Source organism: Deefgea piscis (assembly GCF_019665785.1).
Classification (GTDB): domain Bacteria; phylum Pseudomonadota; class Gammaproteobacteria; order Burkholderiales; family Chitinibacteraceae; genus Deefgea.
The window spans coordinates 2,973,744-3,000,396 of sequence record NZ_CP081149.1; the positions used below are offsets into that span (position 1 = coordinate 2,973,744).

Sequence of the window (26,653 nt, forward strand, 5' to 3'; positions counted from 1 at the left end):
GACGAAATGAAACATAGTCCTATATTGCCGACACATTGACCCCAGTAAGGAATACCAATGATGAAAAAGTCTGATTGGTGGCGCGGCGCGGTGATTTATCAAATCTATCCACGCAGTTTTATGGATAGCAATAATGACGGCGTGGGCGATTTGCGCGGCATTTTGCAGCGTTTACCGTATTTGCAATCACTCAATGTCGATGCCTTGTGGATTTCGCCATTTTTTAAATCGCCAATGGCTGATTTTGGCTACGATGTTAGCGATTATTGCGCGGTTGATCCGCTATTTGGCGACCTAGCCGATTTTGATGCGCTCATTAAAGCGGCGCACAAAGCCAAGCTCAAAATCATCATCGACCAAGTGCTATCGCACACCTCTGATCAACACGCTTGGTTTATTGAGAGTCGCAGCTCACGAAACAATGCCAAAGCCGATTGGTATGTTTGGGCTGATCCACAACCAGACGGCACGCCACCCAATAATTGGTTATCGGTGTTTGGTGGTAGCGCTTGGCAATGGGATGCGCGCCGCTGCCAATATTATTTGCACAATTTTTTAAGCAGCCAGCCGGATTTAAATTTCCATAGCAAAGCGGTGCAAAAAGCGCTGCTTGCCGAGTTGGAATTTTGGTTGCTACGCGGCGTAGACGGTTTTCGATTTGATGCGTGTATTTTTCATTTTCATGATGCATTGCTGCGCAACAACCCGCCGGCGCTGGTCGCCGACACGACCAGTGTTGCGGCGAGTAATCCTTATGGCATGCAGCAACATCTGTACGATAAATCGCAACCCGAAAACCTGGCTTTTTTAAAAAAAATCCGCAAACGACTCAATCGCTATCGCGCCACCAGCATCGGTGAAATTGGCGACGATGATTCGCCCAAACGCATTGCTGAATATACCGAAGGCGGCGATAAATTCCATCAAGCGTATAGCTTTGATTTACTCACCGAAACCTTTAGCGCTGCGCATATTCGCCAGCGCGTACAAATCATGGAAAGCCAATTTGCCGCATTGGCCAACCCCGGCTGGACGTGTTGGTCGCTGGGCAATCACGATGTACCCCGCGTTGCCACGCGCTGGGGCAAAGGCCGCGGCGGCGCGCCCTTTTCTAAGCTAATGATTGCCTTGCAAGGCAGCTTGCGCGGTTCGGTGTGTTTATATCAAGGCGACGAGCTGGGTCTGCCCGAGGCCGAGATTCCATTTGAATTATTGCAAGACCCATATGGCAAGACCTTCTGGCCCGAGTTTAAAGGCCGCGATGGTTGTCGCACGCCCATGCCTTGGCATATTAATGCGCCCTTTGCGGGCTTTAGCGGCACTACGCCGTGGTTGCCGATCTCGCCCGAGCAGCAAGCACTCAGTGTTGATGTGCAAGATAAACCGCGCGATTCAATTTTAAATTTCACGCGGCGATTTTTCGCTTGGCGACGGAAAAATCGATTATTAGTGCTCGGTGACATCACCTTTTTGGCCGCGCCTGAACCGATTTTGCTGTTTGAGCGCAGCAGCAATGGCGAAAAAATGTTAATCGCGTTTAACCTCAGCGAGAATGAGCACCGCATCAAACTACCGAAACAATGGCAAAACATCGCCACCATGGATGGCCACGGCCTAATGGGCGGCGCCATCGTCAAGCAATACATCGTGCTACAAGCTTGGGGCGGTTATTTCGGCAAAATTGAATAAAATGATCGTGTGCCGATTTGGTGTTGATGCGGTGCCACTCGCACTTAAAACCATCCACACCGAATCAGCACTGAAGCTACAAAGTATGTGTATATGCTGGTAGCCGCCATTAAATAATAGCTAGCGGCATATACCATGGTTAGCGGATGGAATAGAAGCTTCGTTGGTATATGAATAGTCCACAACTTGGTTGGCATTATTAATGCCCGTTGCCCGCGTTTCACCTGTTCTGTTGTTGTTATCGTCTAATTTAGAAATTGTAACGGCGTGTGCTGTGCTAAAAAAAGATGGCGATTATCACTGCAGTTTTTCGAAACGAGATACGCATTTTGCTAGCCTTACATAAGATGAGAAAGGGCATAAGTAAAAAATTTTACGTAACAAACATGAAAATAATCACGCATGTGTATTTATGTTTTTTATTGTTTGTAAGCTGGCATCCATTTCGTGAGCCGCTCGCCGGTAAAAGATGGATTTTTCCGCTTTATTCAGATCTCTATAGTCTTTGCCTGGAATTTTCCCAGTTTCTTGTACAGCGAGCACTTCCGCGTTTCCAACCAAATCTTTCAATGACAGGTGTGGCGCGTTTGGCACTTCATCATCGGTGCCCTGTATGCCGTTGAGTAATGCGGTGACGCCCTTGAGTAGCTCTTTATTTTCATTCAGTGTTTTTTCAATCACCGCCAATTGATCTTGGCTTACGGCTTGCACCATCCCTGTGCCGCCCCAGCCACTCGTTCCGCCCCCCGAATCACCTTGCGTGACGAAATCGTATTGCCCCTTTGTGACCGACTTGCTATACGCCCGAAACTTGCCATTTTCTACGGTAAAATCCCAAGCCGAGCTAGTCGCAAAATCGTAGCCGCGCGCTTCATAACCCTTGTCAACAATGCGCTTGTCGGTTAAATAGGTCGTGCCATCTGCACGCGATGCCGAATAAAACTCGGGTAGTGGAAGGACATGACCACCGTAATGAAACCCCACATCGGTCATAATGTCGGGTCTTTGTTTGCGCATATCGTAATCGACGCGCTCTAAGGCGCGCTTCATCGTTTCTGCGCCGTCATACAGCTGCTGATTGGCCTGCTGCACATCAGCAGGGACGATTGGTTCAGGGTTGATGTGGCGAGGGCCAAGGGTGAGTTGCCCCTCACTATTTAATAGTGCTCGAAATGCTTTGGCTTCAGCTGTATCAGCGCCATTGTAAGGATTTATTTCAACGGATTCAAAAACCGTACTTGTTCTACGAATCATGAGCTTAATCCTCTAGTTTTTACGCAATGTGCAACTCTAATATTTGAGCCATTTCAATAAGCTAATTTTGAATTTTGTCTGTTTTAAAAGCGCACTTGCGAAGCAATGCAAAAGCTAGCTCACATCCTAATTAGCGCCAAAATCATGCCAAATAGCTACAAAAGCTATCGGAAATAATTTCAAAAACTTAATTTATTTTTTCATTGGATGACAGCAAACATTTGATCTGAACGGGGTCTGCTGTATTCACCATCAAAAATGCACAGATTACGGATTCATCCAATACAAAATCACGAGTCACACTGCGACTTCATTCAATGTCGCTCAATCTCAAGTAACCAAGCTCAAGCCGTGCTGCATTAAAAACTCAATCAAGCATCCAGCCGTGCCCTATTCAACAAAGCAGCAATCGACAGCTATTGGCAATAAGGGCTGTTGAGCACTCGCTGTAGGGTATAAAACCGAGTAAAATAGTCAGCTTTTCAGCTCCCATTGAAATGACACCCATGCTTGAGCGTTTGCGTGAAAATATCCGCGTGGTTTTTGACCGCGATCCTGCTGCCCGTTCAACACTGGAAGTCATTACGTGTTATCCGGGGTTTCATGCGCTCACTTTGCATTTAATCGCCAATAGCTTATGGCGGCGCGATTGGAAACTGCTCGGGCGTATCGTCTCGCACACTTCGCGTTTTCTAACCGGTATCGAGATCCATCCGGGCGCAACGATTGGTCGTCGGGTCTTTATCGATCACGGCATGGGTACGGTCATTGGCGAGCACGCCATCATTGGCGATGATTGCTCGCTCTATCAAGGGATTACCTTAGGCGGCTTAGGTCTGGCCTCCAAACCCGGTAAGCGCCACCCTACGCTCGGTAAAGGCGTGGTGATTGGCGCAGGCGCCAAAATCATCGGCCCGATTGAAATCGGCGACGATGCCAAAATCGGCCCCAATGCCGTGGTGATTAAAGACGTGCCAGCGGGCGCGACGATGGTGGCCAATTTAGCGCGGATGGTCGACAAAACGCTCGATCAACAACGCGCCGAAAAAGCTGAGCAATTGGGCTTTTCAGCTTATGGTGTGGGCAGTGATATGAATGATCCGATGGTGAAAGCGATTCATGCGCTACTTGATCATTCAGTCACGACCGATCAACGTCTGGAAATGGTGTTACAACGCTTAGAACAACTCGGCGTAGACTGCAGCCAAGAAAGAGCCAGCGTGGATCAATTTGATCCCAAACATTTGAATCAAATTGTCGATTAAATACAGATTTGACGAATCGATTTGTCGGCATAAATGCGGCCAAATCGTATTTTTTAAGTGAAATCAAAGACCTGCCACCAAGCAAAAAAGCACGCTCGAAAGTCAAGCTTAATCCCGACTATTTTAGTCGGGCTTTTACTTGACTAAAATAGTCGGGATTTGATACCATCAAAACAAGATAAATCAGTAGAGAAACCTCATGCGCTTGACCACCAAAGGCCGCTTCGCCGTTACCGCGATGCTTGATCTGGCACTACGCCAAGCCGGTGGTCCTGTTACGCTTGCTGGAATTAGCGAACGGCAGCATATCTCACTGTCTTATTTAGAACAATTATTCGGTAAATTACGCCGCCGCGAATTGGTTGAAAGCGTGCGTGGTCCGGGCGGTGGTTATTGCCTTGCTCGTCCAGCAGGCAAGATCAATGTCGCCGAAATCATTCAAGCCGTTGACGAGCCCATCGATGCCACGCAATGCGGCGGCAAAGAAAATTGTCGCGACGAAGGCCGCTGTATGACCCACGATTTGTGGAGCGATTTAAGCAGCACCATTTACGATTATTTATCTGGGGTGACCTTAGGTGATTTAATCGATAAGCAAAACAATAAATTAAAGCGCTGCAGTGATAAAACCGGTGTTTTACAAGACAAGCGCGCCAGCAATACCGCTAACCACTGAGCAAAAAAAGACTACACGGGGCCAACCCCATCGATTTTGAAATTGGAGCAAGACCTATGAATCTGTCACATCCGATCTATCTTGATTACTCGGCGACTACGCCTGTTGATCCACGCGTTGCGGCAAAGATGATTCCTTATCTAACCGAAATGTTTGGCAACCCAGCGAGCCGCTCGCATCCCTTTGGCTGGGAAGCTGAAGCTGCTGTCGAAGAAGCGCGTGAACAAGTAGCGGCTTTGGTCAATTGCGATCCAAAAGAAATCGTTTGGACCTCGGGTGCGACAGAATCAATTAACTTGGCACTCAAAGGTGCGGCGCACTTTTATAAAGCCAAGGGTCAACACATCATCACAGTAAAAACCGAGCACAAAGCCACGCTAGACACCGTGCGTGAACTTGAGCGCGAAGGTTTTGAAGCGACTTACCTTGATGTACAAGACAATGGTCTACTCGATTTAGACGCGCTCAAAGCTGCGATCCGCCCAGATACGATTTTGATTTCGGTCATGTCAGTCAATAACGAAATCGGCGTGATCCAAGATATCGCCGCCATTGGCGAAATCTGCCGCGAACGCGGCATCGTATTCCATGTTGATAGCGCCCAAGCTACTGGCAAAATCGAGATTGATTTGTCGACTTTGAAAGTCGATTTAATGAGTTTTTCGGCGCACAAAACCTACGGTCCGAAAGGCATGGGTGCACTCTACGTTCGCCGTAAACCACGCATTCGTCTAGAAGCACAAATGCACGGTGGCGGCCATGAGCGAGGTTTTCGTTCAGGCACCTTGGCAACGCATCAAATCGTCGGCATGGGCGAAGCATTCCGCATTGCGCGCGAAGACATGGCCACCGAAAACCAACGCATCGGCGCTTTGCGTGATCGTTTGTGGAATGGCCTTAAAGAAATCGAAGAAACCCATTTAAATGGCGATATGGTGCACCGCGTTCCGCACAACTTGAACGTGAGTTTCAATTATGTCGAAGGCGAGTCGCTGATTATGGCACTCAAAGACTTGGCAGTATCATCCGGCTCGGCCTGTACTTCTGCCTCGCTAGAGCCATCGTACGTATTGCGCGCCTTGGGCCGCTCGGACGAGTTGGCACACAGCTCGATTCGTTTCACCATTGGCCGCTTTACGACTGAGGCTGAAATCGACTTTGCGATTGAATTGATCAAGGGCAAGATCGACAAGCTACGTGCTTTGTCGCCATTGTGGGATATGTATAAAGAAGGCATTGATATCAGCACCATCGAATGGGCGGCGCATTAACACAGAGAATGGGGATTAGGGAATGGTCAAGCGCATTCATTGCATACCTTTCCTGTCCTTTCCAATTGAATCCAAGAATTAAATTCAAGAGTGGGATCAAAGATTGGGCATCAGGGATTTGAAGCAAGAAGCCAACAGGCTTGAGCAATCCCTAATTCCCAATCCCCAATCCCTCTCCGTCAGGAGAAGAAAATGGCATATAGCGAACAAGTACTCGATCATTACGAAAATCCACGCAATGTGGGCGCTTTTGAAAAAGGCGACGACACCGTAGGTACCGGCATGGTCGGCGCGCCAGCGTGTGGCGATGTGATGAAATTGCAGATCAAAGTCGGTGCCGATGGCCTGATTGAAGATGCAAAATTCAAAACCTACGGCTGTGGCTCAGCGATTGCATCATCGTCCTTGGTGACTGAATGGGTTAAAGGCAAAACACTAGACCAAGCCTTGGCGATTAAAAACACCCAAATCGCTGAAGAACTCGCCTTGCCACCGGTTAAAATTCACTGCTCAATCTTGGCTGAAGATGCAATCAAGGCCGCAGTCGAAGATTACAAGCAAAAACACCTGTGAGTAGGCAATGGGGAGTCGGGATTGAAATACGCCTAACGCCCCACCCTACTCCATCATGGAGTTCAATATGGCACTAACACTTAGCGAAGCGGCAGCAAATCACGTCGCAAACTTTATTAAAAAACGCGGTAAAGGCCTTGGGATTCGTCTAGCAGTCAAAACCTCGGGCTGCTCAGGCATGGCCTACAAGCTCGAATTTGTTGACGTTGAAAGCGACACTGATTTGGTCTTTGAAAGCCATGGCGCCAAGATTTACACCGACGCCAAATCACTCGCTTATTTGGACGGTACTGAATTGGATTACACCAAAGAAGGCCTCAACGAAGGATTTAAATTTAACAATCCCAACGTTAAAAACGAATGCGGCTGTGGCGAAAGCTTTGGCGTGTAAGCGAAGTATAGTGAATGGGGACTGGAGAATGGGGAATGATCAGTATTTGTACTGTCGACTTAGAACTCTCTCCCGTCCTTTTTAATATCAATGTGTCAGCAAAAAAGTATGTTTTTGCTATTCCCTATTCCCCACTCACCCCATCCCCATGATCAACTTCAATCAATCCCATTTCGCCCTATTCGATCTGCCCGTCGCCTTTGCGATTGACACCAAACTGCTCGATACCCGCTATCGCGAAGCTGTGGCTCAATTTCATCCAGATCGTTTTGCGACGGCCAGCGATGCAGAACGACGCCAAAGCTTGCAAGCGACCACGCATATCAACGAAGCATATCAGACCTTAAAATCAGGCCTCGCTCGAGCGCGGTATTTACTCAAATTGGCCGATATCGATACGCAAGAAGAAACCAATACTGCAATGCCGATGGATTTTTTGCTGGCGCAAATGGAATGGCGCGAAAGCATTGCGGAGGCCAAAGCCAGCCAAAATTTAAGCGCGCTAGAAAACCTAGCCAGCGAGATGCGCGCCGAAATGCAAGCACTTGAAGACAAATTGGCAATGCAAATCGATGGGCAAAAAGACTATATCCACGCTGCGCTGAGCGTGAGAAAATTACGCTTTATGGAAAAGCTCGACCAAGAAATTGGTGATGCGATTGAAGCGATTTTGTATTAATCGCTAGCCGAGCAGTATCGTAGCTCCGATAGAGCGTAGCGAAATCGGAGGAATGGCTTACGTACGATTACGCTGCGCTAATCGTATCTACGGTGCTCAATTTTATTTCCAGCCAGTTTGGCAGGTTATTATCTGCCCTACACTAGGGTATATTCCTGAAGCCTTTACGTATAAATCGCTTCAGGCATATACCTTAAAGCATTTTAATCGATTAGATTTTTAGGATTTAAGCCAATGGCTTTGTTGCAAATCTCCGAACCCGGCCTTTCAGCCGCGCCACATCAACACCGTCTTGCGGTGGGCATCGACTTGGGTACGACCAATTCATTAGTCGCAACGGTAAAAAGTGGCAGCGCGGTCTGCCTGCCCGACCATGATGGTCGCACGCTACTGCCATCGGTAGTGCATTACAGCCAATCAGGACAAACGCTGGTTGGCCATGCGGCGCAAGCGCAGCAAAATGTCGACCCAAGCAATACACTGCTGTCGGTGAAACGCTTTATGGGCCGTGGCATCAATGACATCGCCGATTTAGCCACGCCGTATCGCTTTGTTGATGAGCCGGGCATGCTCAAAATCGTGACGCGCGCAGGGATAAAAAGCCCGGTTGAAGTGTCGAGCGAAATCCTCAAAAACCTCAAAGCGCGCGCGATGGAGAGCCTCGGCGGCGAGCTCGTCGGTGCTGTCATTACTGTTCCAGCGTATTTTGATGACGCGCAGCGCCAAGCGACCAAAGACGCCGCTACCCTTGCTGGCATCAATGTCTTGCGGCTCTTGAATGAGCCGACTGCCGCTGCGATTGCGTATGGCTTGGACAATGCGTCTGAAGGCACGTATGTGATTTACGACTTGGGTGGCGGCACATTTGACGTATCAGTGCTCGAACTCACGCGCGGCGTGTTTGAAGTGCGCGCCACGTCAGGTGATTCGCAACTCGGTGGCGACGATTTTGACCACCGAATTTATTGTTGGATTTTAGAGCAGGCAGGCATTCACGGCCCCAATCCACACGATACGCGCCTGCTACTGACGCGAGCACGCGAAGCCAAAGAAGCACTCACCGATCACACCAGCACCCAGATTACCGCCGTTTTATCGGATGGGCAGGTGGTGGATTTAACGCTCAGCGCCGAACTCTTTCATCAAATGACCGCGCACCAAATCAGCAAAACACTATTGCCGGTTAAAAAAGCGCTGCGCGACGCCAAGCTCGATTTTGCCAGCGTGAAAGGCGTGGTTTTGGTGGGCGGCGCAACGCGGATGCCGCATGTACGCAAAGCGGTGCGTGATTTATTTGGCCAAGAACCGCTAACCAATCTGGACCCCGATAAAGTCGTTGCCATTGGCGCAGCAATTCAAGCTGATGTATTGGCGGGCAATAAAGGGGACGACGATTGGTTGCTGCTCGATGTGATTCCATTGTCTTTGGGCTTAGAAACCATGGGCGGTTTGGTCGAAAAAATCATTCCCCGCAATAGCACTATTCCAACGGCCCGCGCACAAGAATTCACCACGTTTAAAGACGGCCAAACCGCGATGGCGATTCACGTATTGCAGGGTGAGCGCGAACTCGTTAGCGATTGCCGTAGCTTGGCGCGATTCGAGCTGCGTGGTATTCCTGCAATGGTCGCCGGTGCGGCGCGAATTCGCGTGACTTTCCAAGTTGACGCCGATGGTTTGCTGTCAGTTTCTGCGCGTGAGCAATCGAGCGGCATTGAAGCGAGCATCGCGGTCAAACCGTCGTATGGTCTGACCGACAATGAAATTAGCCGCATGCTCACTGAATCAATGACCCATGCCAATGTGGATTTGCAAGCCAGAAAGCTCGCTGAAGCGCGCGTTGAAGCCAGCAGCATTGTCGCCGCGGTATTGATTGCACTCGAAACCGACGGTCATTTACTCAATCCAAGCGAGCGTGAGCCAATTGATGCTGCACTAGCCCACTTACAAGCGCTAATTGCTGGTGATGATGCCAACGCCTTAATCGCCGGCACCGAGCAACTGAATGCCGCCAGCGATGAATTTGCCAGCCGCCGCATGAATGCAGCCGTCAAACGCGGTTTAAGCGGCCACAAAATTACTGATATTTAACGACACAGCGCGCTGCGCGCAATCATCGTTTTTGCAATTGCTAAAACCAGCGCAAGCATTGCGCTGTTTGAATGAAGGATTGACCATGACTCAAATCGTTGTATTACCCCACCCGACGCTCTGCCCAGAAGGGGCGGTACTTGACGTCGAGCCCGGCACCACGATTTGTGATGCACTACTGGCGAACGACATCGAGATCGAACACGCTTGCGAAAAATCCTGTGCCTGCACCACTTGCCACGTATTAATTCGTGAAGGTTTTAGTAGTCTTAACGAAGCCGATGAGCTCGAAGAAGACCAACTGGATAAAGCTTGGGGGCTAGAATCTTGCTCACGTTTGTCATGCCAAGCCGAAGTGGCCGACACTGAATTGGTGGTTGAATTACCTAAATACACCATCAACCATGCGCGTGAGCATCACTAATCAGAGCATTCAGATCATGGATTGATGCTGTGCCTCTCTCGTTGAGCTGGGGCTTAAAATCCCGTCCAAGCGCACCGAGTGCGGAGAGAGACAAACGGTTTTATCGTTTGGCTCACGACAATCGAGGGCACAGCGGAGCTGGGCGCGCTCGGGTCGCCTTTCTTTGCTTACTTTCTTTGGCGACGCAAAGAAAGTAAGTCCCCGTCGCGGATTGCGACTGTAAAGCAATGTGCCGCAGGCACTTAAATAACGATCAACACGTAATCTGAACATCGCCTAATCGGCTAGGGTATAACTATCCAGCCAAATAAAATAACAGCCTAGCCAACTATACCCAAGGAGCAAATCATGAAATGGACCGATAGCCGCGAAATCGCCATTCAATTGAGCGAAAAATTCCCTGATACCGATCCAAGCACCATTCGTTTTACTGATTTACGCGACTGGGTGCTGGCGCTAGACGGCTTTAACGATGACCCTTCGCATTGCGGTGAAAAAATCCTCGAAGCGATTCAAATGTTGTGGATCGACGAAGCCGAATAAAGCAGCAACACTTTCATCCAATCTAGGTTCTGTTGACATTAGGTTTTCCGCCGCGCTGGCGCGCTTCGTGCCTTGCCTTAGGCCAAAATCCACACAAACGCGATTGGTAAACAAAGCGTCAACAAACCTTAAGCTGTCATGCAAGAATAGAATCAGCTAAACTAACGCCATTGTCCTAATTGATGATGCTGTATGACCACTGACTTACTTTCTAGCGCGCAGCATATCTTGGCTGCACGTCAGCAACTCGCTCCCTGCTTGGCACAAACGCCCAATCAGGCGAGCTTTATTGTGCAAATCAATGCCGTTATTCAGCATTTATTTACCGCTTGCGAACAAAATAGCAATGTAGCGTTAGCGATGATACAGCTTGATCTAAATGGCCCCTATACCGTGCGCCATCCGATCAATGTGGCTATTGTTGTCAATTTAGCGCTCAAAAACTTAGGGCATAGCGAAACCGAGCGCTGGCATTTTATCGCTGCGGCACTAACGATGAATATCGGCATGTATGAGCTGCAAAATGAATTATCCCAGCAAAGTAGCGCACTCACCCCCGAACAGCTCAGCCAAATCAAACTGCACCCAGCGCAAGGCCGCGAAGCACTACGTAACTTAGGTGTGGCCGACTCGATGTGGCTCGATTGCGTCTTGCAGCATCACGAAGCACCCGATGGCAGCGGCTATCCGCAGCAGCTCGCGGGGGATGCGGTGTTATTTGCCGCCCGCTTGATTGGTCTGGCTGATCGCTATTGCGCCTTACTGTCGAACAGCACCTATCGAACCAGCCAATCAGCCGATGTGGCCTTACAAACATCGCTCAATAGTGCCGGTGGCAGTTTGGATCAAAAACTGGTGAATTTATTTAGCCAGACGATTGGTAGCTATCCACCGGGCTCAGTGGTGTTACTCAATAATGGCGAATGTGGCGTGGTGATTGAGCAAGCGATTGGCGCCGCCGCACCGCAAATTCTCGCGCTATTTGATCGCGACGATCAGCTCTATCCGCAAGCCATCCGCCGTAATGGTCAATTGGCTGAATTTAGAATTCTAAAAGTCATTGATAGCCGCATTATCGCGGGCGCCATGCCGCTCAGCCAAATTTGGGGGCCTGACGCGCAAATTTAACGCGCTATTGCTTTGCCCCATAAAAAAACGCCAAGCTGACTTGGCGTTTTTTTTCACGAGGAATCGCTAGCTTATTAATGATGCATTGGCATCGAAGCATGCGCTGGCATCGACGCGTGAGCTGGCATTGAGCCATGCCCCATACCGCGATGGCCTTTTTTACTTGAGCAATTGGCGCGCATGGCGTCGCGTGCAGCAAGGCGTTCAGCCACGGTTACGGTGCCATCTTTATTGGCATCCATTTGCTCAAAGCGGGCATCCGACATTTTCTGATGCTCTGCTTTAGTGATATCGCCTTTTGGCATTTGTGGGCAAGTTGGCGTGGCAGCGAAAGCCATCGAAGTGGCAAAAACAGTCGCAGCTAATAACAAAGCTTTCATTGAAGTATGCATTTTATTTCTCCAAACCAGCAAACTGCACTATGCAGCATGTTCTGTGTGATATAACGTCGCAACCTTCAATTTGGTTGACGACTAGGATAAAAAAATGACTTTTGCTGAACAACTGGCCTTAATGCCAAGCATTGATCACTTATCGGCCATTGAATTACTCGATGGTGAAACCGTGATCGCCCGCATTGAAAATCGCCCCGGCCAAGCCGGTAGCGTGCGCTTATACCACGCTTTGTATCAAGAATTTGGCGCCATCAGCGATATCGCCGCGCAAAAAGGTTTACGCCTGTATGCCGAGCACACCGCCGATGCGCAAAGCTTTCCCGGTAAGCATCCCAATATCGATCGTCTATTACCGATTGCCGAAGGTGGCCAGCCTTTAGCTGTTCGCCTCGTTGCCGCTTAAACCGAATCACCATCGCCCCGAGTATCGTATGCCTTGTGCTACATTAAACCGATGTATTGCCCGTTTAGCATTATCAGTCATGGCTTTGAGCGCAATACCTGCTCAAGCTGAAATTGATTTTGGTTCTTTGGATTTTTTAGCCAGTGATAATCCACAAAGTCCAATTCCCAGCGGACTCATCGTCGGCGGTGTCGTGCTCGGTGGACAAGCACGCTATCAAGCCCAAGATGCTGCGATATACGCCATCCCTGGGCTGATTTATTTTGGCGATCGTCTAATGTATCTAGGCGATCGAGCCCGCTATTATTTTTATAAAGAAAATAAGCTCGGGCTGTACGCTTACGGCCGGGTTCGCTTTGGCAATCTAGACCCAGAGGACCACGCAGCACTGGCCGGCATGATCAAACGTAAAGGCCAGCTTGAAGCCGGTGTTGGGCTCAATTACGCCCTGCCCTTTGCGCTACTGAGTATGCGGGTATCGAGCGATATCACCGGTAATAGTAAAGGACAAGAAGCCCTATTTTGGACTGATTTCCCGATTGTGCGCGACAATCTACTCATCATGCCCGGCATGGGCGTCATGGTGCGCAGTAGCAAGATGGCAAATTACTATTTTGGTGGGGTTTCAGCGCAAGAAGCGAGCAGTAGCCGCCCAAGCTGGGATACCGGCAGTACAGTCTCTCCAATGATGGCCATCATTAGCAGCTACCGATTTAATAAAAGCTGGATCGGCATGGCCGCAGTCAATTACGAGCTGTACGATAAAAACATCCAAAACAGCCCGATTGTGCAACATCGCGGTGAGTTTTATGCGGGGCTAGGTCTGGGTTATATCTGGTAAGCCAGCACTGAATCAGCCGATTGCGAGCCCAAAAAAAAGGGCCTTTCGGCCCTTTTGCATTCAATCGGTAATTAACCGTGTTTTTTCGGCAAGAACAGCGCCGCCACTTGTGGTGCACGCTTGGGTAATTTAGGTAAATTACTTGGGAACGCTGGCACATCGCTGGCATCACGCTGCGCGCGCGATGGCATCCGTTGATATTCTTTCACGCCTTTATCGGTCGTTGGGTCAACATGATGACGACGCTCAGCGCGCGCTGGACGCTCGTCGATCACTTGAATCGTACCCGGCGAGAAGCCATGCACTGGAATCAACGGCATTTCGCGATTGAGTAGCTTTTTGATGCCTTCGTAAGCCTTGCCTTCTTCGGGCGCAACCAGAGAAATCGCCACACCGGTAGCACCAGCACGACCGGTACGGCCAATACGATGCACGTAATCTTCGGCATTGGTCGGCAATTCGTAATTCACCACATACGGCAAATCAGAAATATCCAAACCGCGCGCAGCCACGTCGGTGGCAACCAGCACTTGCGTTTCACCGGCTTTGAATTTAGTCAGCGCTTCAGTGCGCGCGCGTTGATCGCGGTCGCCATGAATCGCTTCGCAATTAAAGCCAGCACGTTTTAAATCACGCGCCACTTGATCGGCACCGATTTTGGTACGGCAAAACACAATCACTTGCGTCATTTGATGCACCCGAATCAAATGCGCCAACAAAGCGCGTTTGCGGCCGGTTTCAACCGGATGCAATTCTTGTTTGACGGATTCATTGGCTGAGTTTTGGCGTGAAATTTCAATTTTCACTGGCTCATGCATAAATTGCTTGGACAGCTTGATAATTTCGGGCGCAAAAGTCGCCGAGAACAACAGCGTTTGCTTGCGATTGGTACACAAATTGAAAATATTTTGAATATCGAGAATGAAACCCATATCGAGCATGCGATCGGCTTCGTCTAAGACCAAAATTTCAACTTGCGATAAATTAATTGATTTTTGCTGGATATGATCCAGCAATCGGCCTGGCGTGGCGACCAAAACTTCAATCCCTTCACGCAGCGCTGGTTGTTGCGCTTTCACATCCACACCGCCATACACCACATGGCTACGCAGACCCGTGCCCTTGCTGTAAGTGGCCACATTGGCGTACACCTGATCGGCCAATTCACGCGTTGGCGTCAAAATCAAAGCACGGATCGGATGACGTGCCGGAGAAGCACTGTGATTGGCGTGACGGATAATTCGCGTCAAAATCGGTAAAGTAAACGCGGCGGTTTTACCGGTACCGGTTTGCGCGGCGCCTAACACATCTTTACCGGCCAAAATAACCGGGATTGCTTCAGCTTGAATCGCAGTGGGAGTTTCATAGCCTTGTGCAACGACCGCCTTCAATACTTCAGGCGCCAAGCCTAATGATGCAAATGTGATACTCATTACACTCCAATACACGCGACAAAACTAAAGGCAGCACTTTACACCAAGCGCGCCCATATGCCTACCTTCGTCTGCAGCCAATGGCGTCGATCAGCGATAAAATCCAGTATAAAACCAAGCATTTAACGCTGATTGCCACTCATCATCGGCCAGCCAAGGCGCATCCTCGATACACGCTCATTCATTGAGCGAATACGGGCTAGATCAAATTATTCTGTTGAAATGACGGCAAGCTAAGCCAATCGCAGTAAACTAGGGTCTGTTGACGCTTGGTTTGCCAGCCGCGTTTATGCGGATTTGGGCCTGAGGCAAGGCACGAAGCGCGCAGCGTAGTCATTCTACGCCAGCGCTTGGTAACGCAGCATCAGGTGACTTTATCTAAACAGCCGCCGCCAAACCCAGCGGGCTGGGCGCGGCGAAAAACCAAATGCCAACAGCCCTTAGCACACTGTCACTACCCCACTTTGGAGCCCAACGTATGTACGATATCGCCCGTGAACATTTACGCACCGTGCGTGATCTGCACCGCTTTGCCGTCAGCCGTTTTAATACCGCTGAGTTATTTTATGGTCACGGCACCACTGAAGCGTGGGACGAAGCAGCTTATTTGATTTTAGCCACGCTCAAATTACCGATTGACCGCCTAGAGCCGGTGTTTGACGCGCATTTATTGCCAGAAGAAATCGCGCAAGTGCTCGATGTGATTCAAGAACGCGTGGTTACGCGTAAGCCCGCAGCGTATTTAACCAAAGAAGCGTATTTGGGCGAATTTAAATTTTATGTTGATGAACGCGTGATTGTGCCGCGCTCATTTATCGCCGAGATTTTATTTAACGATGGCTTAGAGCCGTATGTAGAGCATCCAGAACTCATCCACCGCGCGCTGGACATGTGTACCGGATCGGCTTGCTTGGCGATTTTAATGTCGCACGCCTTCCCCGATGCGGCCATTGATGCGATTGATCTCTCGCCCGATGCGCTCGATGTGGCTGAAATCAACATCCTGGAATATGGCTTGGGGGATCGAATTGATTTGCTCGACTCGAATTTATTCGCAGCGATTCCAGATGAACGCTACGACTTGATTATTTCCAATCCACCGTATGTCGACGCACACAGCGTTGCCGAATTACCGCCAGAATATCTGCATGAGCCAGAAATGGCCTTAGGTAGCGGTGAAGATGGCCTCGATATCACCCGCGAAATCTTAGCGCAAGCGACCAAGCACTTAAATCCACGCGGTGTATTGGTTGTTGAAATCGGCCATAACCGCGACGAGCTCGAAGCGCAATTCCCAACACTGCCGTTTGTATGGTTAAGCACCGAATCAGGTGACGGCTTTGTCTTCTTGCTCACGCGTGAAATGCTAGTTGAAGCAGGCTTGTAATCAATAAGGGTATATCGATCTAGGTCATTATTTATAAAGCATAGGTCGATATACCCATTAATTTAACTATCTCACCCCACTTCAACACGATTGCGCCCTGCCGCTTTTGCCCGATATAAAGCCGCATCCGCACGTTCAATTAAAGCGCTAAATGCTTCGCCCTCATTGCGTGTTGCTACGCCGCAAGAGCACGTCAGTTGAATACCATTGGGCCACTCCACCTGCGCAATACTCTGCCTTAATTTATCCGCCAATCGCGTTGCCGCATCGAGTGGGGTACGCGGACAAACGATTAAAAATTCTTCACCGCCCCAGCGAACCAAGGCGTCGCTTTGCCGAATGTCTTGACGCAGCACCAGCGTAAATTGCTGCAATACGGCGTCGCCAACCGCATGGCCAAAATCATCATTAATTCGTTTAAAAAAATCTAAATCGGCAAATAACAAGCTCATTCCCGCTTCATTTGGACTGTCGCCTTGCCATTGCTGCAATAGAAAGTCGCGCAAACCTTCTCGATTGAGTGCGCCCGTGAGCGAATCAAAACGCGCTTGATAACTTAAAGTTTCAGCTTGAAGTGCTAATGCGCGATTGATATTTTCTAATTCAGTCATTTGCAAGCGTTTGGCATTAAACTGCTGGCGATAAATAATCAATTCCAAAATAAGCCAAGCCAGACCAAACGCCAGCCAAACAATCACAATACCAGCCAATAATTGGGTTAAATTAAGCCATTTACCGCGAAACTCAATGGCATTGATCGCAATTTGATAATCCCCCGTCACCACAGCATTTGGGGTAATAATCTCCAGATGCGAGACATTATTTAACTTCATATCGCTATGCACAAAAGGGATTTTTTGATCGACTAACCACCATGACGCCACACGGAAATAGCGCAATGGAATTGTCAATTGACCATTTTCAGGCACATCGACTTCAACCTCATTCACCTTGAGTGAAAGTGGGTCGGTTAATGAAGAAAATTCAGGCTCGTAATTGCGTAAATAAATTCTGATTTTTCGCCCTTTAGGCGAGCTTAATCCTAAATCAAGATGCATTTCATCCAGCTTAGATAAATCAATCCCCTCAGGCGCAGTCGCAATTCGCACACTGGCCTCGCAAAACGGCCAAGCATACGCTTGAGCATCCAGCGCACAGAACAGCAGCATTGCGTCGCCCTGCCGCATCACGCTGGAGACCGTTTTACCACCTAGTGGCCGATCATCAATCGGAAAAAAAATCCCAGAGTCGTTCTCGGCATCAAAGCGAATAACGCGCGTCATTCCCCAATGTTGCCACATGAGCAACACTACGCTCAGCAACATTAAAGCCACCATAATGCGGCGTAAAAGACGGACTAGTCGTTGCGGCATATTACCTCCTCGAAGTCTTTTGGACTTTTTATAAGCAAATTGCTTTATAAGCATTTCCTAATAATGCAAATGTTACGCAACTTAGCCAAAGCAGCCCAGCACTCAGGGGTAAAAACCATCTATTCCGAGAGAAAAGAGTACAATTCACGCCCATATGCCTAATACTCCGCTGCACATTCTTGAACACACCTTTGGTTATCACGCTTTTCGTGGCCAACAGGGTGAAGTCGTCGACCATATTTGCGCCGGTGGTGATGCGCTCGTCCTCATGCCCACGGGGGGCGGCAAATCGCTGTGCTATCAAATCCCTGCCTTGGTGCGAAACGGTTGCGCGGTGGTGGTCTCGCCGCTGATTGCGCTGATGCAAGACCAAGTCGATGCGCTCAAAGAATTGGGCGTCGCGGCGGCTTTTTTAAATTCAACGCTGGACGCCAATGCGGCGCGTGAAGTTGAGCGCGCTTTTGTCGCAGGGGAACTCAAGCTACTGTATGTCGCACCTGAGCGGCTAACGACGATTCGCTTTCAATCCTTGCTACGCCAAGCGCATATCGCCCTATTTGCGATTGATGAAGCGCATTGCGTTTCACAATGGGGCCATGATTTCCGCCCTGAATATCTGGCCTTATCGGTGTTGGCTGATGATTTTCCGCAAGTGCCACGCATTGCACTCACCGCCACGGCCGATCATGCCACGCGAACCGAGATGGTCATGCGCTTGCGCTTAGAAGGTGCCAAGCAATATATCTCCAGCTTTGATCGCCCCAATTTGCGCTACGCCATTGTCGAGAAAAAAACCGCCCGCGATCAATTGCTGACTTTTTTGCGCCGGGAGCACGAGCGAGATTCTGGCATTGTGTATTGCCTATCGCGCAAAAAAGTCGAAGACACTGCCGCTTGGCTTAGAGAAAAAGAAATTCGCGCGCTGCCGTATCACGCTGGGCTCGACGCCAGTGTGCGCGCCAAAAATCAACAAATTTTTCTGCGTGAAGAAGGCGTAGTCATGGTGGCCACCATCGCCTTTGGCATGGGAATTAATAAGCCCGATGTGCGCTTTGTCGCGCATTTGGATATGCCCAAAAGCATAGAAAACTACTACCAAGAAACTGGCCGCGCTGGCCGCGATGGTTTGCCCGCCAATACTTGGCTGGCGTATGGCTTAAACGATGTGATCTTGCTGGCGCAAATGATAGAGCAAGGCGGTAGCAGCGATGAGCAAAAACACATCGAGCGCCGCAAACTGGATGCCATGTTGGGCCTCGTTGAATCCACCGACTGCCGACGACAAACTTTGCTGGCCTATTTTGGCGAAACCATTACCCCTTGCGGCAATTGCGATAATTGTTTAAATCCACCCCAATTAGTCGAAATGAGCGCAGCGGCGCAAAAAGCCTTATCTTGCGTTTATCGCACTGGCAATCGCTTTGGCGTTGCGCATTTGGTCGACGTGTTACGCGGTAAAACCACGCCTAAGGTCAAAGAATTTTTGCACGACAAACTCAGCACCTTTGGCATTGGCAAAGACGTAGACGAATCAAGCTGGCGCGCCGTATTTCGCCAACTTCTCGTGCGCGGCGCTTTGCAACTGGCACCCGAAGGTCACGGCGGTTTGCAGCTGACTGATCTGGCTCGGCCGTATTTAAAAGGCGAAACGCCGCTATTTTTACGTGCCCGCACCGAGAAATTTAATTACACCGACAAAGACAGCGATTTTGCCAATCCGCAAGAATTGGCGCTCTGGCAAGCATTGCGCCGACTCAGAAAACAACTCGCCGACGATCAAGACGTACCGGCGTATGTGGTATTTGGCGACGCCACGCTCAAAGAAATGATTCGATTGCATCCGCGCGATCATTATGAGCTATCGCGCATTTCGGGCGTTGGCGATCGTAAACTCGATAAATATGGCGATGAGTTTTTGGCGGTATTGAACGCACCTTATCCATAAGTTTGCACTGCGCGTTTTATCACTAATGGTCGGCATTCTCTGTACAATGAATCGCATCGAGTAAGTACTAAGGCAGTTGGTTTGCTGCACACGTTTTCTGGCAAAATGGCACGACGATGTAAGCCTTTTTTGCTTGCCCACTTCGCATTTTTTGGAGCGCGATATGTATCAAAAAATTGTGGTTCCCATTGACAACAGCGACACCGCTGCCGCAGCCTTTGAGCATGCTTTAGCCCTGGCACAACTGGCCAAAAGCGAACTGATTTTGCTGCATGTGAGCGATATTTCGCGCGCAACCATTGCCAGCAGCGTGATGCCCGGGCTTGATCTGCCAAGCTACGATGAGCAACGTGATCGCGTTGAAGGCGAAATTCAAGCCATGCTTGATCGCTTTTGCCAGCAAGCGCAAAACCAAGGCGTTGCATGTAGTAACCGCCTGATCGAGCAACGCGGCGGCAATACTGCTGATGCGCTACTTAAAGCGGCAACAGCAGTCAATGCCGATCTGATTGTAATGGGTACGCATGGCTACTCAGGGTTTATGAATTTAATCTTTGGCAGCATGGCCGAAAGCTTATTACACCGCACCACGATTCCAGTTTTACTCGTGCGCTTAAATGAAGATGATGACGATTAGATTGCAATCATTGCGATTTAAAATGAGCATAAAAAAGCCGGTTCATCGTGAACCGGCTTTTTTTATTTCAATCCACACGCTCAAGCCACCAACGGAATTTGCGCCATCAAAACGTCAACTTTATCCACTTTACGCCATAGCCATTCTTCGTCATCCCAATGCGTTGCTGCCGCATGCTTGATGTCGTCAAATAAACTGAAATACGCCAATCGAGTGCGTAAGCCTGCGTCTTGTGGCGATTTGGCCAGATACGTTGGCAATAATTTAAAATCAGGCCGCACATCCGACAAGTGAAATAAATCCAATTCTTTATGGGCAAATCGCGCATGACACGGATCGATCACACCACATAAACGCTGGGTTTCCGGATCAACTAAAAAATTAGCCGCATGGCAATCATCGTGAATCAACGTTGGCAAGCCGATCGCTGCCGGCGGTAAAGCATCAAATTGCTCAGCCAGCGCAATCAGCCTTTCGCGCAAATGCACGCCCAAACGCTGCGCGGCCCAATTGCTTTTCAGCCAATGAATCCGCTGCTGCAAAAAGGCTTGATAGCTACTGGCAAAATCAGCGTACTGACAACCATCCAGACCGCTAAAACCAGTCGGCCGAGTAACTGAATGCCAGCTCAGTAATAAATCGGTGCATTCATCGGCAAAGCGATCAATCATTACTGGCGATTCAAGCGCATGACTTGCCGGAATCCCAGAAACATAAGTCATAATCAGTGCTTCACCGATGTCACCCGGGGTATGCAGTGCAATCACTTCTGGGATTTTGATGCCATGGCTATACTGCCGCAAAAAATCCAAACCAGCAGCCTCTAGCTGCGCCTGCCCCGGCAGACGGTAGTACTTCAATACCGACCGCACAGCCCCTACGGTGACCATATACACATCGGCATAAAAGCCGGTGACTTTTTCAACCTGATGCGGTGTGCCACCCAGATAAGTTTGGCACAGCCGAACCACGGGTCCTTGATCCAAAATCAGCATTGCCCCACCCCATTGAATACCCAATTTCATCACAGCATGCACCACTCAAACTTACACAGTTTTGCGCTGGCGCAAACATTGCAACGGTTTAATCTTTAAGTAACATCATCGGTGTGGTTTGCGCAAAAATACGCAAGCGTCGCCACACCGTTAATGCTGCCAAAAGCATGCCCAGTAGTAAGGTATATAACGGCAATAAGAAATTAAGCGCCATCGGGATATTCAGTAGTTGCGTGGCCAAAAACCAACCCAAGACACTGGCGCACACGCCCGCAATCAAGCCGGCCACAGCGCCGAGCAACAAACTTTCCACCCACCACACGGCTGCCAGTCGCTTTGACGTTGCACCCAAGGCGCGCATAATCGCCGCCTCACGCCGCCGTTCACTCTCAGTGGTATCCAAAGCAGCAATTAAGACGGTTAAGCCCGCCAGCACGCATAAAATCAACACCAAACGCAGCACTGAGCTGGCTAAGGTAATGACTCTTTGCACTTCATTAAGCACCTGCCCCACATCAATCACAGTGATATTGGGCATGGCGCGCACCCAGTTGGCGATCCATTGCGTTTGATTGGGTGGCAAATAAAAACTACTAATCCAACTGCCGGTCTGCGCTTGTAGTAAGCTAGCACTACCCATAACAAAAAAATTCACTTGGAACGATTCCCAAGCCACCTGACGTAAATTAGCAACAGGTGCACTAATGGGTATGCCGCCAACATCAAAGGTAAGCGTGTCCCCAACGGCAATACCCAAGGTTTTTGCCAAGCCTTCTTCAACTGACCACGCCGGGATATTGGCTTGTAAAGGCTGACCGGCCACAATTTTGCCTTGTTCGCTGACTGCGCTTGGCGCCACGCTCAAATTAAATTCACGCTCAGCCAAACGCTGCGCGCGCGCTTCGCTATAACGCTCAGGCTCTACCGGCTGCTGATTGAGCGCCAGCCAACGCCCACGGATCATCGGCAATAAAGTCGGCGCAGCTAAACCTTGTTGGCTAAATTGCTGGGCCACAGCGCTGGCTTGCTCAGGCTGGATATTGACTGCAAAATGATTCGGCGCATTGGCTGGAATTTGCCGCTGCCAAGCGCTTAATAAATCACTTTGCACTACGGTTAACAGCGCAATGCCCATCAAGCCCAATGATAATGCCCCCAGTTGGGCTGCCACCAACACACGTTGGCGCTGCAATTGGCGCAAAGCAATTTTTACCGTTGCCCCCGGCAATAGCAGTTGCAAGCCACGCAGTAATAACAACCCTAAACCACCGGCCAAAGCCAGCGCCAACACCACACCAGCCCCCACCATCAGTGCCAGTTGAATATCATTGGCAATCCAATACAGTAAGCCCAGCATCAACCCTAACGTCACCAACCATTGCACACCAACACGGGCACTGGGCTCAATCTCGCGGCGCAATACGCGTAGTGGCGGCGTTTGTGCCAGCGCCATTAACATTGGCCCTGCGCAACCGATCAATAACACCACGCCCAACACACTCGCCAATAGCCACGGCAAACTACTCCCCGCCGGTAAAGGCGCGGGTAAACTTGACTTTAATAAGGCCACTAAAGCCGTTTGCGCTAACCAGCCCAATACGCCGCCTAGCAGCGCCGCCATTGCAGCCACTAAAGCCAATTGCGCCAATAAAATCTGCTGCACTTGGCGGCGCGTTGCGCCAAAGGTGCGCAGCAAAGCCACCATATCGTAATGGCGTAGTGCAAAGCGGCGCGCCGCCAAAATCATCGCTACCGCCGCCAAACAAGCCGCCAATAAGGCCGCTAATTTTAAAAATCGACTGGCTCGATCTAAGGCATCTTTCAGCTCGGGTCTGGCGTCGCTAACGCTTTCTAGCTTTTGCCCGCGCTCTAACTGTGCTGTAGCTTGCAAACGCCACTCAGCCAACGCCGAGGCATTGCCTGCCAGCATTAAGCGGTATTTCACTCGACTGCCAAAACCCAATAAACCGCTGGCGGCTAAATCGGCGTCATTCATCATCAAGCGCGGCTGTAAACTCGAGAAATCAAACGCGGCATCGGGCTCTTGCCCCAAGATACCGACTACCTGTAATTGCAGCAAACCTACATCCAATATGGCACCGACTTTAATACCCAACATGGATTGCAAGCGTTGATCAATCAGCGCCTGCCCAATCTGCGGCGCGCTGGTACGCGTGCCATCTTGTAAACGCAAATCGCCACGTAAAGGATATAAGGCGCTAACCGCCTTTACCGAGGCCAAAGTCAGCGCAGCTGCCTCGGTTTCGGCAGAGCTTGACGAAGCGGCAGCGAGCGTCTCGCCAGCGACCGGCGCGATATCCGGCTGATGAACACCGACCATAGAAGGAAATGTGGCAGTCTTGGCAACGCGCAAACCCTGAACTTGCGCGGCATTACTCAGCGGCGCGGCAATCTCATGGTCTGAGCGCAAGACCAAATCAGCGCCTAAAGTCTCGTTCGCTTGCCCCAACAATAAATGCTGCACCCGCTCAGTAATCGATCCCACACTGCTTAAAGCAGCAATCGCAATCGTTAGCGCCAACAGCAAAGTTCGAAACTCACCGGCAGCTAAACTGCGGCGAAATAAAATCCAATTCATCGACCACTTCATGCTGCTAAACCTAGCTGGCTGACCACTCGGCCAGCGGCTAAACGCAGCTGAGACTGGCAGCGCGCCGCCAATGTTTCATCATGCGTCACCAGCACCAGCGTGGTGCCTGCTTCACGATTGAGCGTGAACAATAAATCGGCAATCACCAGTCCCGTGGCCGAATCCAAACTACCGGTGGGCTCATCGGCAAATAAAATCGCTGGCCCCGGCGCAAAAGCGCGCGCCAGCGCAACTCGCTGCTGCTCGCCGCCAGACAGTTGCCGCGGCGTATGCTGCATGCGCTCGCTTAAACCAACTTTAGTCAGCCATTGCTCGGCAACCGAACGCGCATCGGCCCGATCGCTGAGTTCGAGCGGCAACATCACATTTTCTAAGGCGCTTAAATCCGGCAAAAGCTGAAAAGACTGAAAAACAAAACCCGCTGTTTTGGCGCGTAATAAGGCCCGACCATCTTCGCTCAAGCCACTTAAAGCGTTGCCCGCCAAGTAGATTTCACCAGAACTAGCCACATCTAAACCCGCCAGCAAACCCAATAAAGTCGATTTGCCCGAGCCTGAGCTACCGACAATGGCTAAACTGGCACCATGGGCGACACTCAAGCTTAAATCGTGCAAAATAGTCAGCGTCGATTTGCCACTGGCAACGGTTTTAGTCAATTGCTGTACTTGCAATATCGCCGATGTATCGACAGGCAAAGGAATTGTCATGAATCTAGTAATCCGTTTGAAATGGTTAATCAGTAGAACATGCACCAAGCTAACAAAGCTCCGTACTAAATCTTGCAAAGCCAAAACCTGGCTACTTGCTGCCTTACTCATCGCCAGCCAAGGGGTATTTGCCGCCAAGACGCCAACTATTTTGGTCTTTGGCGATAGTCTATCCGCCGGGTACGGCCTAAAAGCCGAACAAGCTTGGCCACGCTTGCTAGAAACCGAATTACAGCGGCGCGGTAAAAGCTTTCATATTATCAACGCCAGTGTATCAGGAGAAACCACGGCCGGTGGGCTAACGCGCTTTGCTGCGATCCAAAATCAATACCCCGCGCAATTACTGATTTTGGCGCTTGGCGCTAACGATGGTTTACGTGGTCTGCCCACGCAAGCCATGCAAGACAATCTGGCAAAAATCATTCGCAGTGCACAAAGCAAGGGCACTGCGGTACATTTGGTTGGCATACAGATTCCGCCCAATTTTGGCCCACAATACACCCGCGCATTTACGGCGAGTTATCAAAAACTCGCTAAAGAGTTTCAACTAAGTTTCACACCGTTTTTATTAGCGCCGATTATTAACAATAATGCGCTATTTCAAGCCGATCAATTACACCCTACCGCGCCTGCGCAAAAGCTAATTATGCAAGGGGTACTGCAAGATTTACTTAAGCAACAAGCGGCTTTATTTAAATAATTCAAACAAAAACAGCGCTCATTGAGAGCGCTGTTTTTCAATAAAACCATCTATCGATCTATGGCGTTGCGACTAAGCTAGGCTCGATGAGTTTCACCACCTGCGCCACCCCTGAAACCGAAGCGGCAATGTTGGCGATTTGGTCGGCAATTTGCGGCGTCGCCAAGCCCAATAAATACACCACTTTACGTTCAGTCACGATTTGCACATGCACGCTGGCGCCATCAGGCACTTGCAACATCACAGCACTTTTAACTCTAGCCGTGAGCTGGCTGTCATTGAGTCGATCCATCGCGCTCGATGGCGGCGCAATCACGGTTTCGTTATAGACTTTACGCGTTTTTGGAAAACTTTTAGCGATCGCAGTGGCTTCTTGCTGCGCAGCTGCTGTCGGCAACTCCCCCACCAGTAATACCGCACCATTAAAGGTGTCGACATTCACATGTGCGAGCTCTTTCCAACGATCAATGATTTTGGCGCTGATATTGGCCGATAAATCCGCATCGTCTTTAATCATCACTGTTTTACGCGGGTCTGAACCAATCCAAGCGCCAACCGCAATTCCGCCCACAACAACCAAAGGCACACACGCTGACAAACCCAAGCTAGCGACCAAAATCGCGGCCGTGATGCGCCCTTTCATTAATCGCCCCCTAAGAGCATAAAGTCCACGGCATCACACAAAGCGTGAATCGCCGTGATATGGACTTCTTGAATCCGCGCAGTGCGTGGATGAGGCACACATAAATGCACATCATCACCGGTTAATAAATCGGCAATCTGCCCACCATCGCGGCCGGTAAAGGCCAAGACCACCATATTGCGATCATGTGCGGCATGAATCGCCGAGATCACATTGGCTGAATTACCCGAAGTCGAAATCGCCAGCAAAATATCACCAGCGCGGCCAAGCGCATGCACTTGCTTAGAAAAAACCAAATCAAAATCATAGTCATTGGCAATGGCTGTCAGCGCCGATGAATCGGTCGTCAAGGCAATCGCTGGCAAACCAGGACGTTCACGCTCAAAGCGGCCGACCATTTCGGCGGCAAAATGCTGAGCGTCCGCTGCTGACCCACCATTACCGCAGGCCAAAATTTTGCCGTCGGCAATCAATGATTGCACGATTTTCTCGGCGGCAATCGCAATCGCTGGCGACAAAGCGCCCATTGATAATTGTTTGGCTTCGATACTTTCTACAAAGTGTTGCTGAACACGCTGGATCAAATCCATGAGGTTTCC

The 26,653-nt window shown here is 49.9% G+C and carries 26 protein-coding genes; 17 read left to right on the plus strand and 9 right to left on the minus strand.

The annotated features are described in order from the left end of the window. The first annotated feature begins 57 nt into the window (after nucleotides 1-57). Nucleotides 58-1,689 carry an alpha-glucosidase gene (locus K4H25_RS13860; protein WP_255587694.1) on the plus strand — a complete coding sequence of 544 codons (1,632 nt, stop codon included), beginning with the start codon at nucleotides 58-60 and terminating at the stop codon, nucleotides 1,687-1,689. 396 nt (nucleotides 1,690-2,085) lie between these two features. Here K4H25_RS13860 and K4H25_RS13865 read toward each other — a convergent pair whose 3' ends face one another. Beyond that, nucleotides 2,086-2,943 (minus strand): hypothetical protein, encoded by an 858-nt coding sequence (locus K4H25_RS13865; protein ID WP_221021032.1) that lies wholly within the window; start codon nucleotides 2,941-2,943, stop codon nucleotides 2,086-2,088. Nucleotides 2,944-3,449: 506 nt separating this feature from the next. Between K4H25_RS13865 and cysE the strand changes: the two genes are divergently transcribed. The 10 genes from cysE to K4H25_RS13915 all read left to right on the plus strand — a co-directional run bounded on the left by cysE (nucleotide 3,450) and on the right by K4H25_RS13915 (nucleotide 11,984). Beyond that, the gene (gene cysE, locus K4H25_RS13870) at nucleotides 3,450-4,208 is read left to right on the plus strand and encodes a serine O-acetyltransferase (protein ID WP_221021033.1); all 759 of its coding nucleotides are present in this window, start codon (nucleotides 3,450-3,452) and stop codon (nucleotides 4,206-4,208) included. Nucleotides 4,209-4,407: 199 nt separating this feature from the next. Beyond that, nucleotides 4,408-4,884: a Fe-S cluster assembly transcriptional regulator IscR gene (gene iscR, locus K4H25_RS13875; protein ID WP_221021034.1), complete on the plus strand. Its 477-nt coding sequence runs from the start codon at nucleotides 4,408-4,410 to the stop codon at nucleotides 4,882-4,884. Between the two features lie 56 nt (nucleotides 4,885-4,940). Further along, nucleotides 4,941-6,155 (plus strand): IscS subfamily cysteine desulfurase, encoded by a 1,215-nt coding sequence (locus K4H25_RS13880; protein WP_221021035.1) that lies wholly within the window; start codon nucleotides 4,941-4,943, stop codon nucleotides 6,153-6,155. A gap of 192 nt (nucleotides 6,156-6,347) precedes the next feature. After that, nucleotides 6,348-6,728 carry a Fe-S cluster assembly scaffold IscU gene (gene iscU / locus K4H25_RS13885; RefSeq protein ID WP_173532107.1) on the plus strand — a complete coding sequence of 127 codons (381 nt, stop codon included), beginning with the start codon at nucleotides 6,348-6,350 and terminating at the stop codon, nucleotides 6,726-6,728. Nucleotides 6,729-6,795: 67 nt separating this feature from the next. Then, nucleotides 6,796-7,119 (plus strand): iron-sulfur cluster assembly protein IscA, encoded by a 324-nt coding sequence (gene iscA, locus K4H25_RS13890; protein ID WP_221021036.1) that lies wholly within the window; start codon nucleotides 6,796-6,798, stop codon nucleotides 7,117-7,119. Nucleotides 7,120-7,267: 148 nt separating this feature from the next. Next, a complete protein-coding gene (hscB, locus tag K4H25_RS13895) occupies nucleotides 7,268-7,798 on the plus strand; it encodes a Fe-S protein assembly co-chaperone HscB (protein WP_221021037.1) in 531 nt (176 codons plus the stop codon). A gap of 234 nt (nucleotides 7,799-8,032) precedes the next feature. Continuing rightward, entirely contained in the window at nucleotides 8,033-9,889 is a 1,857-nt protein-coding gene (gene hscA / locus K4H25_RS13900; protein WP_221021038.1) for a Fe-S protein assembly chaperone HscA, read from the plus strand. A gap of 85 nt (nucleotides 9,890-9,974) precedes the next feature. Beyond that, nucleotides 9,975-10,313 (plus strand): ISC system 2Fe-2S type ferredoxin, encoded by a 339-nt coding sequence (fdx, locus tag K4H25_RS13905; RefSeq protein WP_221021039.1) that lies wholly within the window; start codon nucleotides 9,975-9,977, stop codon nucleotides 10,311-10,313. A 348-nt stretch (nucleotides 10,314-10,661) separates the two neighbouring features. Next, nucleotides 10,662-10,856: a Fe-S cluster assembly protein IscX gene (iscX, locus tag K4H25_RS13910; protein ID WP_221021040.1), complete on the plus strand. Its 195-nt coding sequence runs from the start codon at nucleotides 10,662-10,664 to the stop codon at nucleotides 10,854-10,856. 192 nt (nucleotides 10,857-11,048) lie between these two features. Continuing rightward, nucleotides 11,049-11,984: an HD-GYP domain-containing protein gene (locus K4H25_RS13915; RefSeq protein ID WP_221021041.1), complete on the plus strand. Its 936-nt coding sequence runs from the start codon at nucleotides 11,049-11,051 to the stop codon at nucleotides 11,982-11,984. Nucleotides 11,985-12,058: 74 nt separating this feature from the next. On the opposite strand, the gene K4H25_RS13920 is transcribed toward K4H25_RS13915, so the two are convergent. Further along, entirely contained in the window at nucleotides 12,059-12,376 is a 318-nt protein-coding gene (locus K4H25_RS13920) for an EF-hand domain-containing protein (protein ID WP_221021042.1), read from the minus strand. Nucleotides 12,377-12,470: 94 nt separating this feature from the next. On the opposite strand from K4H25_RS13920, the gene K4H25_RS13925 reads away from it, so the two are divergent. Together K4H25_RS13925 and K4H25_RS13930 are read left to right on the plus strand one after the other, a co-directional pair. Next, complete coding sequence (locus K4H25_RS13925) at nucleotides 12,471-12,782, plus strand: DUF2322 family protein (RefSeq protein ID WP_221021043.1); 312 nt, start codon at nucleotides 12,471-12,473, stop codon at nucleotides 12,780-12,782. A 79-nt stretch (nucleotides 12,783-12,861) separates the two neighbouring features. Then, on the plus strand, nucleotides 12,862-13,623 hold the full coding sequence (locus K4H25_RS13930; RefSeq protein ID WP_221021044.1) for a MipA/OmpV family protein: 762 nt from the start codon (nucleotides 12,862-12,864) through the stop codon (nucleotides 13,621-13,623). Nucleotides 13,624-13,694: 71 nt separating this feature from the next. Here the strand turns inward: K4H25_RS13930 and K4H25_RS13935 are convergent, their stop codons facing one another. Beyond that, entirely contained in the window at nucleotides 13,695-15,056 is a 1,362-nt protein-coding gene (locus K4H25_RS13935; RefSeq protein WP_308443217.1) for a DEAD/DEAH box helicase, read from the minus strand. A gap of 478 nt (nucleotides 15,057-15,534) precedes the next feature. Here K4H25_RS13935 and prmB point away from each other — a divergent pair, with 478 nt between their 5' ends. Next, the gene (gene prmB / locus K4H25_RS13940; RefSeq protein ID WP_221021045.1) at nucleotides 15,535-16,443 is read left to right on the plus strand and encodes a 50S ribosomal protein L3 N(5)-glutamine methyltransferase; all 909 of its coding nucleotides are present in this window, start codon (nucleotides 15,535-15,537) and stop codon (nucleotides 16,441-16,443) included. Between the two features lie 71 nt (nucleotides 16,444-16,514). On the opposite strand, the gene K4H25_RS13945 is transcribed toward prmB, so the two are convergent. Next, a complete protein-coding gene (locus K4H25_RS13945) occupies nucleotides 16,515-17,816 on the minus strand; it encodes a GGDEF domain-containing protein (RefSeq protein ID WP_221021046.1) in 1,302 nt (433 codons plus the stop codon). A gap of 154 nt (nucleotides 17,817-17,970) precedes the next feature. On the opposite strand from K4H25_RS13945, the gene recQ reads away from it, so the two are divergent. Both recQ and K4H25_RS13955 read left to right on the plus strand, forming a co-directional pair. After that, entirely contained in the window at nucleotides 17,971-19,761 is a 1,791-nt protein-coding gene (gene recQ / locus K4H25_RS13950; RefSeq protein ID WP_221021047.1) for a DNA helicase RecQ, read from the plus strand. A gap of 163 nt (nucleotides 19,762-19,924) precedes the next feature. After that, nucleotides 19,925-20,398, plus strand: coding sequence for a universal stress protein (locus tag K4H25_RS13955; RefSeq protein WP_221021048.1), 474 nt, complete (start codon nucleotides 19,925-19,927; stop codon nucleotides 20,396-20,398). A gap of 80 nt (nucleotides 20,399-20,478) precedes the next feature. Here K4H25_RS13955 and K4H25_RS13960 read toward each other — a convergent pair whose 3' ends face one another. From K4H25_RS13960 to K4H25_RS13970, 3 genes are read right to left on the minus strand one after another with little or no spacing between them, the layout of a single operon-like run. Then, nucleotides 20,479-21,423: a phosphotransferase gene (locus K4H25_RS13960; protein ID WP_221021049.1), complete on the minus strand. Its 945-nt coding sequence runs from the start codon at nucleotides 21,421-21,423 to the stop codon at nucleotides 20,479-20,481. Nucleotides 21,424-21,481: 58 nt separating this feature from the next. Then, a complete protein-coding gene (locus K4H25_RS13965) occupies nucleotides 21,482-23,992 on the minus strand; it encodes an ABC transporter permease (protein WP_221021050.1) in 2,511 nt (836 codons plus the stop codon). 8 nt (nucleotides 23,993-24,000) lie between these two features. Then, nucleotides 24,001-24,711, minus strand: a complete 711-nt coding sequence (locus K4H25_RS13970) for an ABC transporter ATP-binding protein (protein ID WP_221021051.1) — start codon at nucleotides 24,709-24,711, stop codon at nucleotides 24,001-24,003. Between K4H25_RS13970 and K4H25_RS13975 the strand changes: the two genes are divergently transcribed. Beyond that, nucleotides 24,710-25,411, plus strand: a complete 702-nt coding sequence (locus K4H25_RS13975; protein WP_221021052.1) for an arylesterase — start codon at nucleotides 24,710-24,712, stop codon at nucleotides 25,409-25,411. The genes K4H25_RS13970 and K4H25_RS13975 overlap by 2 nt on opposite strands. 58 nt (nucleotides 25,412-25,469) lie before the next feature. On the opposite strand, the gene K4H25_RS13980 is transcribed toward K4H25_RS13975, so the two are convergent. Together K4H25_RS13980 and K4H25_RS13985 are read right to left on the minus strand one after the other, a co-directional pair. Next, entirely contained in the window at nucleotides 25,470-26,054 is a 585-nt protein-coding gene (locus K4H25_RS13980) for a BON domain-containing protein (protein WP_221021053.1), read from the minus strand. Continuing rightward, nucleotides 26,054-26,644, minus strand: coding sequence for a phosphoheptose isomerase (locus K4H25_RS13985; protein ID WP_173532127.1), 591 nt, complete (start codon nucleotides 26,642-26,644; stop codon nucleotides 26,054-26,056). Before K4H25_RS13985 ends, K4H25_RS13980 begins: the two co-directional genes overlap by 1 nt. Between the last annotated feature and the right edge of the window lie 9 nt (nucleotides 26,645-26,653).

Coding starts and splice junctions, on each gene's coding strand:
- cysE (WP_221021033.1), top strand. CDS start 3,450: ATGCTTGAGCGTTTGCGTGAAAATATCCGCGTGGTTTTTGACCGCGAT.
- K4H25_RS13865 (WP_221021032.1), bottom strand. CDS start 2,943: ATGATTCGTAGAACAAGTACGGTTTTTGAATCCGTTGAAATAAATCCT.
- K4H25_RS13945 (WP_221021046.1), bottom strand. CDS start 17,816: ATGCCGCAACGACTAGTCCGTCTTTTACGCCGCATTATGGTGGCTTTA.
- iscU (WP_173532107.1), top strand. CDS start 6,348: ATGGCATATAGCGAACAAGTACTCGATCATTACGAAAATCCACGCAAT.
- iscX (WP_221021040.1), top strand. CDS start 10,662: ATGAAATGGACCGATAGCCGCGAAATCGCCATTCAATTGAGCGAAAAA.
- K4H25_RS13960 (WP_221021049.1), bottom strand. CDS start 21,423: ATGAAATTGGGTATTCAATGGGGTGGGGCAATGCTGATTTTGGATCAA.
- iscR (WP_221021034.1), top strand. CDS start 4,408: ATGCGCTTGACCACCAAAGGCCGCTTCGCCGTTACCGCGATGCTTGAT.
- hscB (WP_221021037.1), top strand. CDS start 7,268: ATGATCAACTTCAATCAATCCCATTTCGCCCTATTCGATCTGCCCGTC.
- K4H25_RS13985 (WP_173532127.1), bottom strand. CDS start 26,644: ATGGATTTGATCCAGCGTGTTCAGCAACACTTTGTAGAAAGTATCGAA.
- prmB (WP_221021045.1), top strand. CDS start 15,535: ATGTACGATATCGCCCGTGAACATTTACGCACCGTGCGTGATCTGCAC.
- K4H25_RS13860 (WP_255587694.1), top strand. CDS start 58: ATGATGAAAAAGTCTGATTGGTGGCGCGGCGCGGTGATTTATCAAATC.
- iscA (WP_221021036.1), top strand. CDS start 6,796: ATGGCACTAACACTTAGCGAAGCGGCAGCAAATCACGTCGCAAACTTT.
- K4H25_RS13965 (WP_221021050.1), bottom strand. CDS start 23,992: ATGAATTGGATTTTATTTCGCCGCAGTTTAGCTGCCGGTGAGTTTCGA.
- K4H25_RS13975 (WP_221021052.1), top strand. CDS start 24,710: ATGAATCTAGTAATCCGTTTGAAATGGTTAATCAGTAGAACATGCACC.
- K4H25_RS13955 (WP_221021048.1), top strand. CDS start 19,925: ATGTATCAAAAAATTGTGGTTCCCATTGACAACAGCGACACCGCTGCC.
- K4H25_RS13920 (WP_221021042.1), bottom strand. CDS start 12,376: ATGCATACTTCAATGAAAGCTTTGTTATTAGCTGCGACTGTTTTTGCC.
- K4H25_RS13980 (WP_221021053.1), bottom strand. CDS start 26,054: ATGAAAGGGCGCATCACGGCCGCGATTTTGGTCGCTAGCTTGGGTTTG.
- hscA (WP_221021038.1), top strand. CDS start 8,033: ATGGCTTTGTTGCAAATCTCCGAACCCGGCCTTTCAGCCGCGCCACAT.
- K4H25_RS13970 (WP_221021051.1), bottom strand. CDS start 24,711: ATGACAATTCCTTTGCCTGTCGATACATCGGCGATATTGCAAGTACAG.
- K4H25_RS13880 (WP_221021035.1), top strand. CDS start 4,941: ATGAATCTGTCACATCCGATCTATCTTGATTACTCGGCGACTACGCCT.
- K4H25_RS13935 (WP_308443217.1), bottom strand. CDS start 15,056: ATGAGTATCACATTTGCATCATTAGGCTTGGCGCCTGAAGTATTGAAG.
- K4H25_RS13925 (WP_221021043.1), top strand. CDS start 12,471: ATGACTTTTGCTGAACAACTGGCCTTAATGCCAAGCATTGATCACTTA.
- K4H25_RS13930 (WP_221021044.1), top strand. CDS start 12,862: ATGGCTTTGAGCGCAATACCTGCTCAAGCTGAAATTGATTTTGGTTCT.
- K4H25_RS13915 (WP_221021041.1), top strand. CDS start 11,049: ATGACCACTGACTTACTTTCTAGCGCGCAGCATATCTTGGCTGCACGT.
- recQ (WP_221021047.1), top strand. CDS start 17,971: ATGCCTAATACTCCGCTGCACATTCTTGAACACACCTTTGGTTATCAC.
- fdx (WP_221021039.1), top strand. CDS start 9,975: ATGACTCAAATCGTTGTATTACCCCACCCGACGCTCTGCCCAGAAGGG.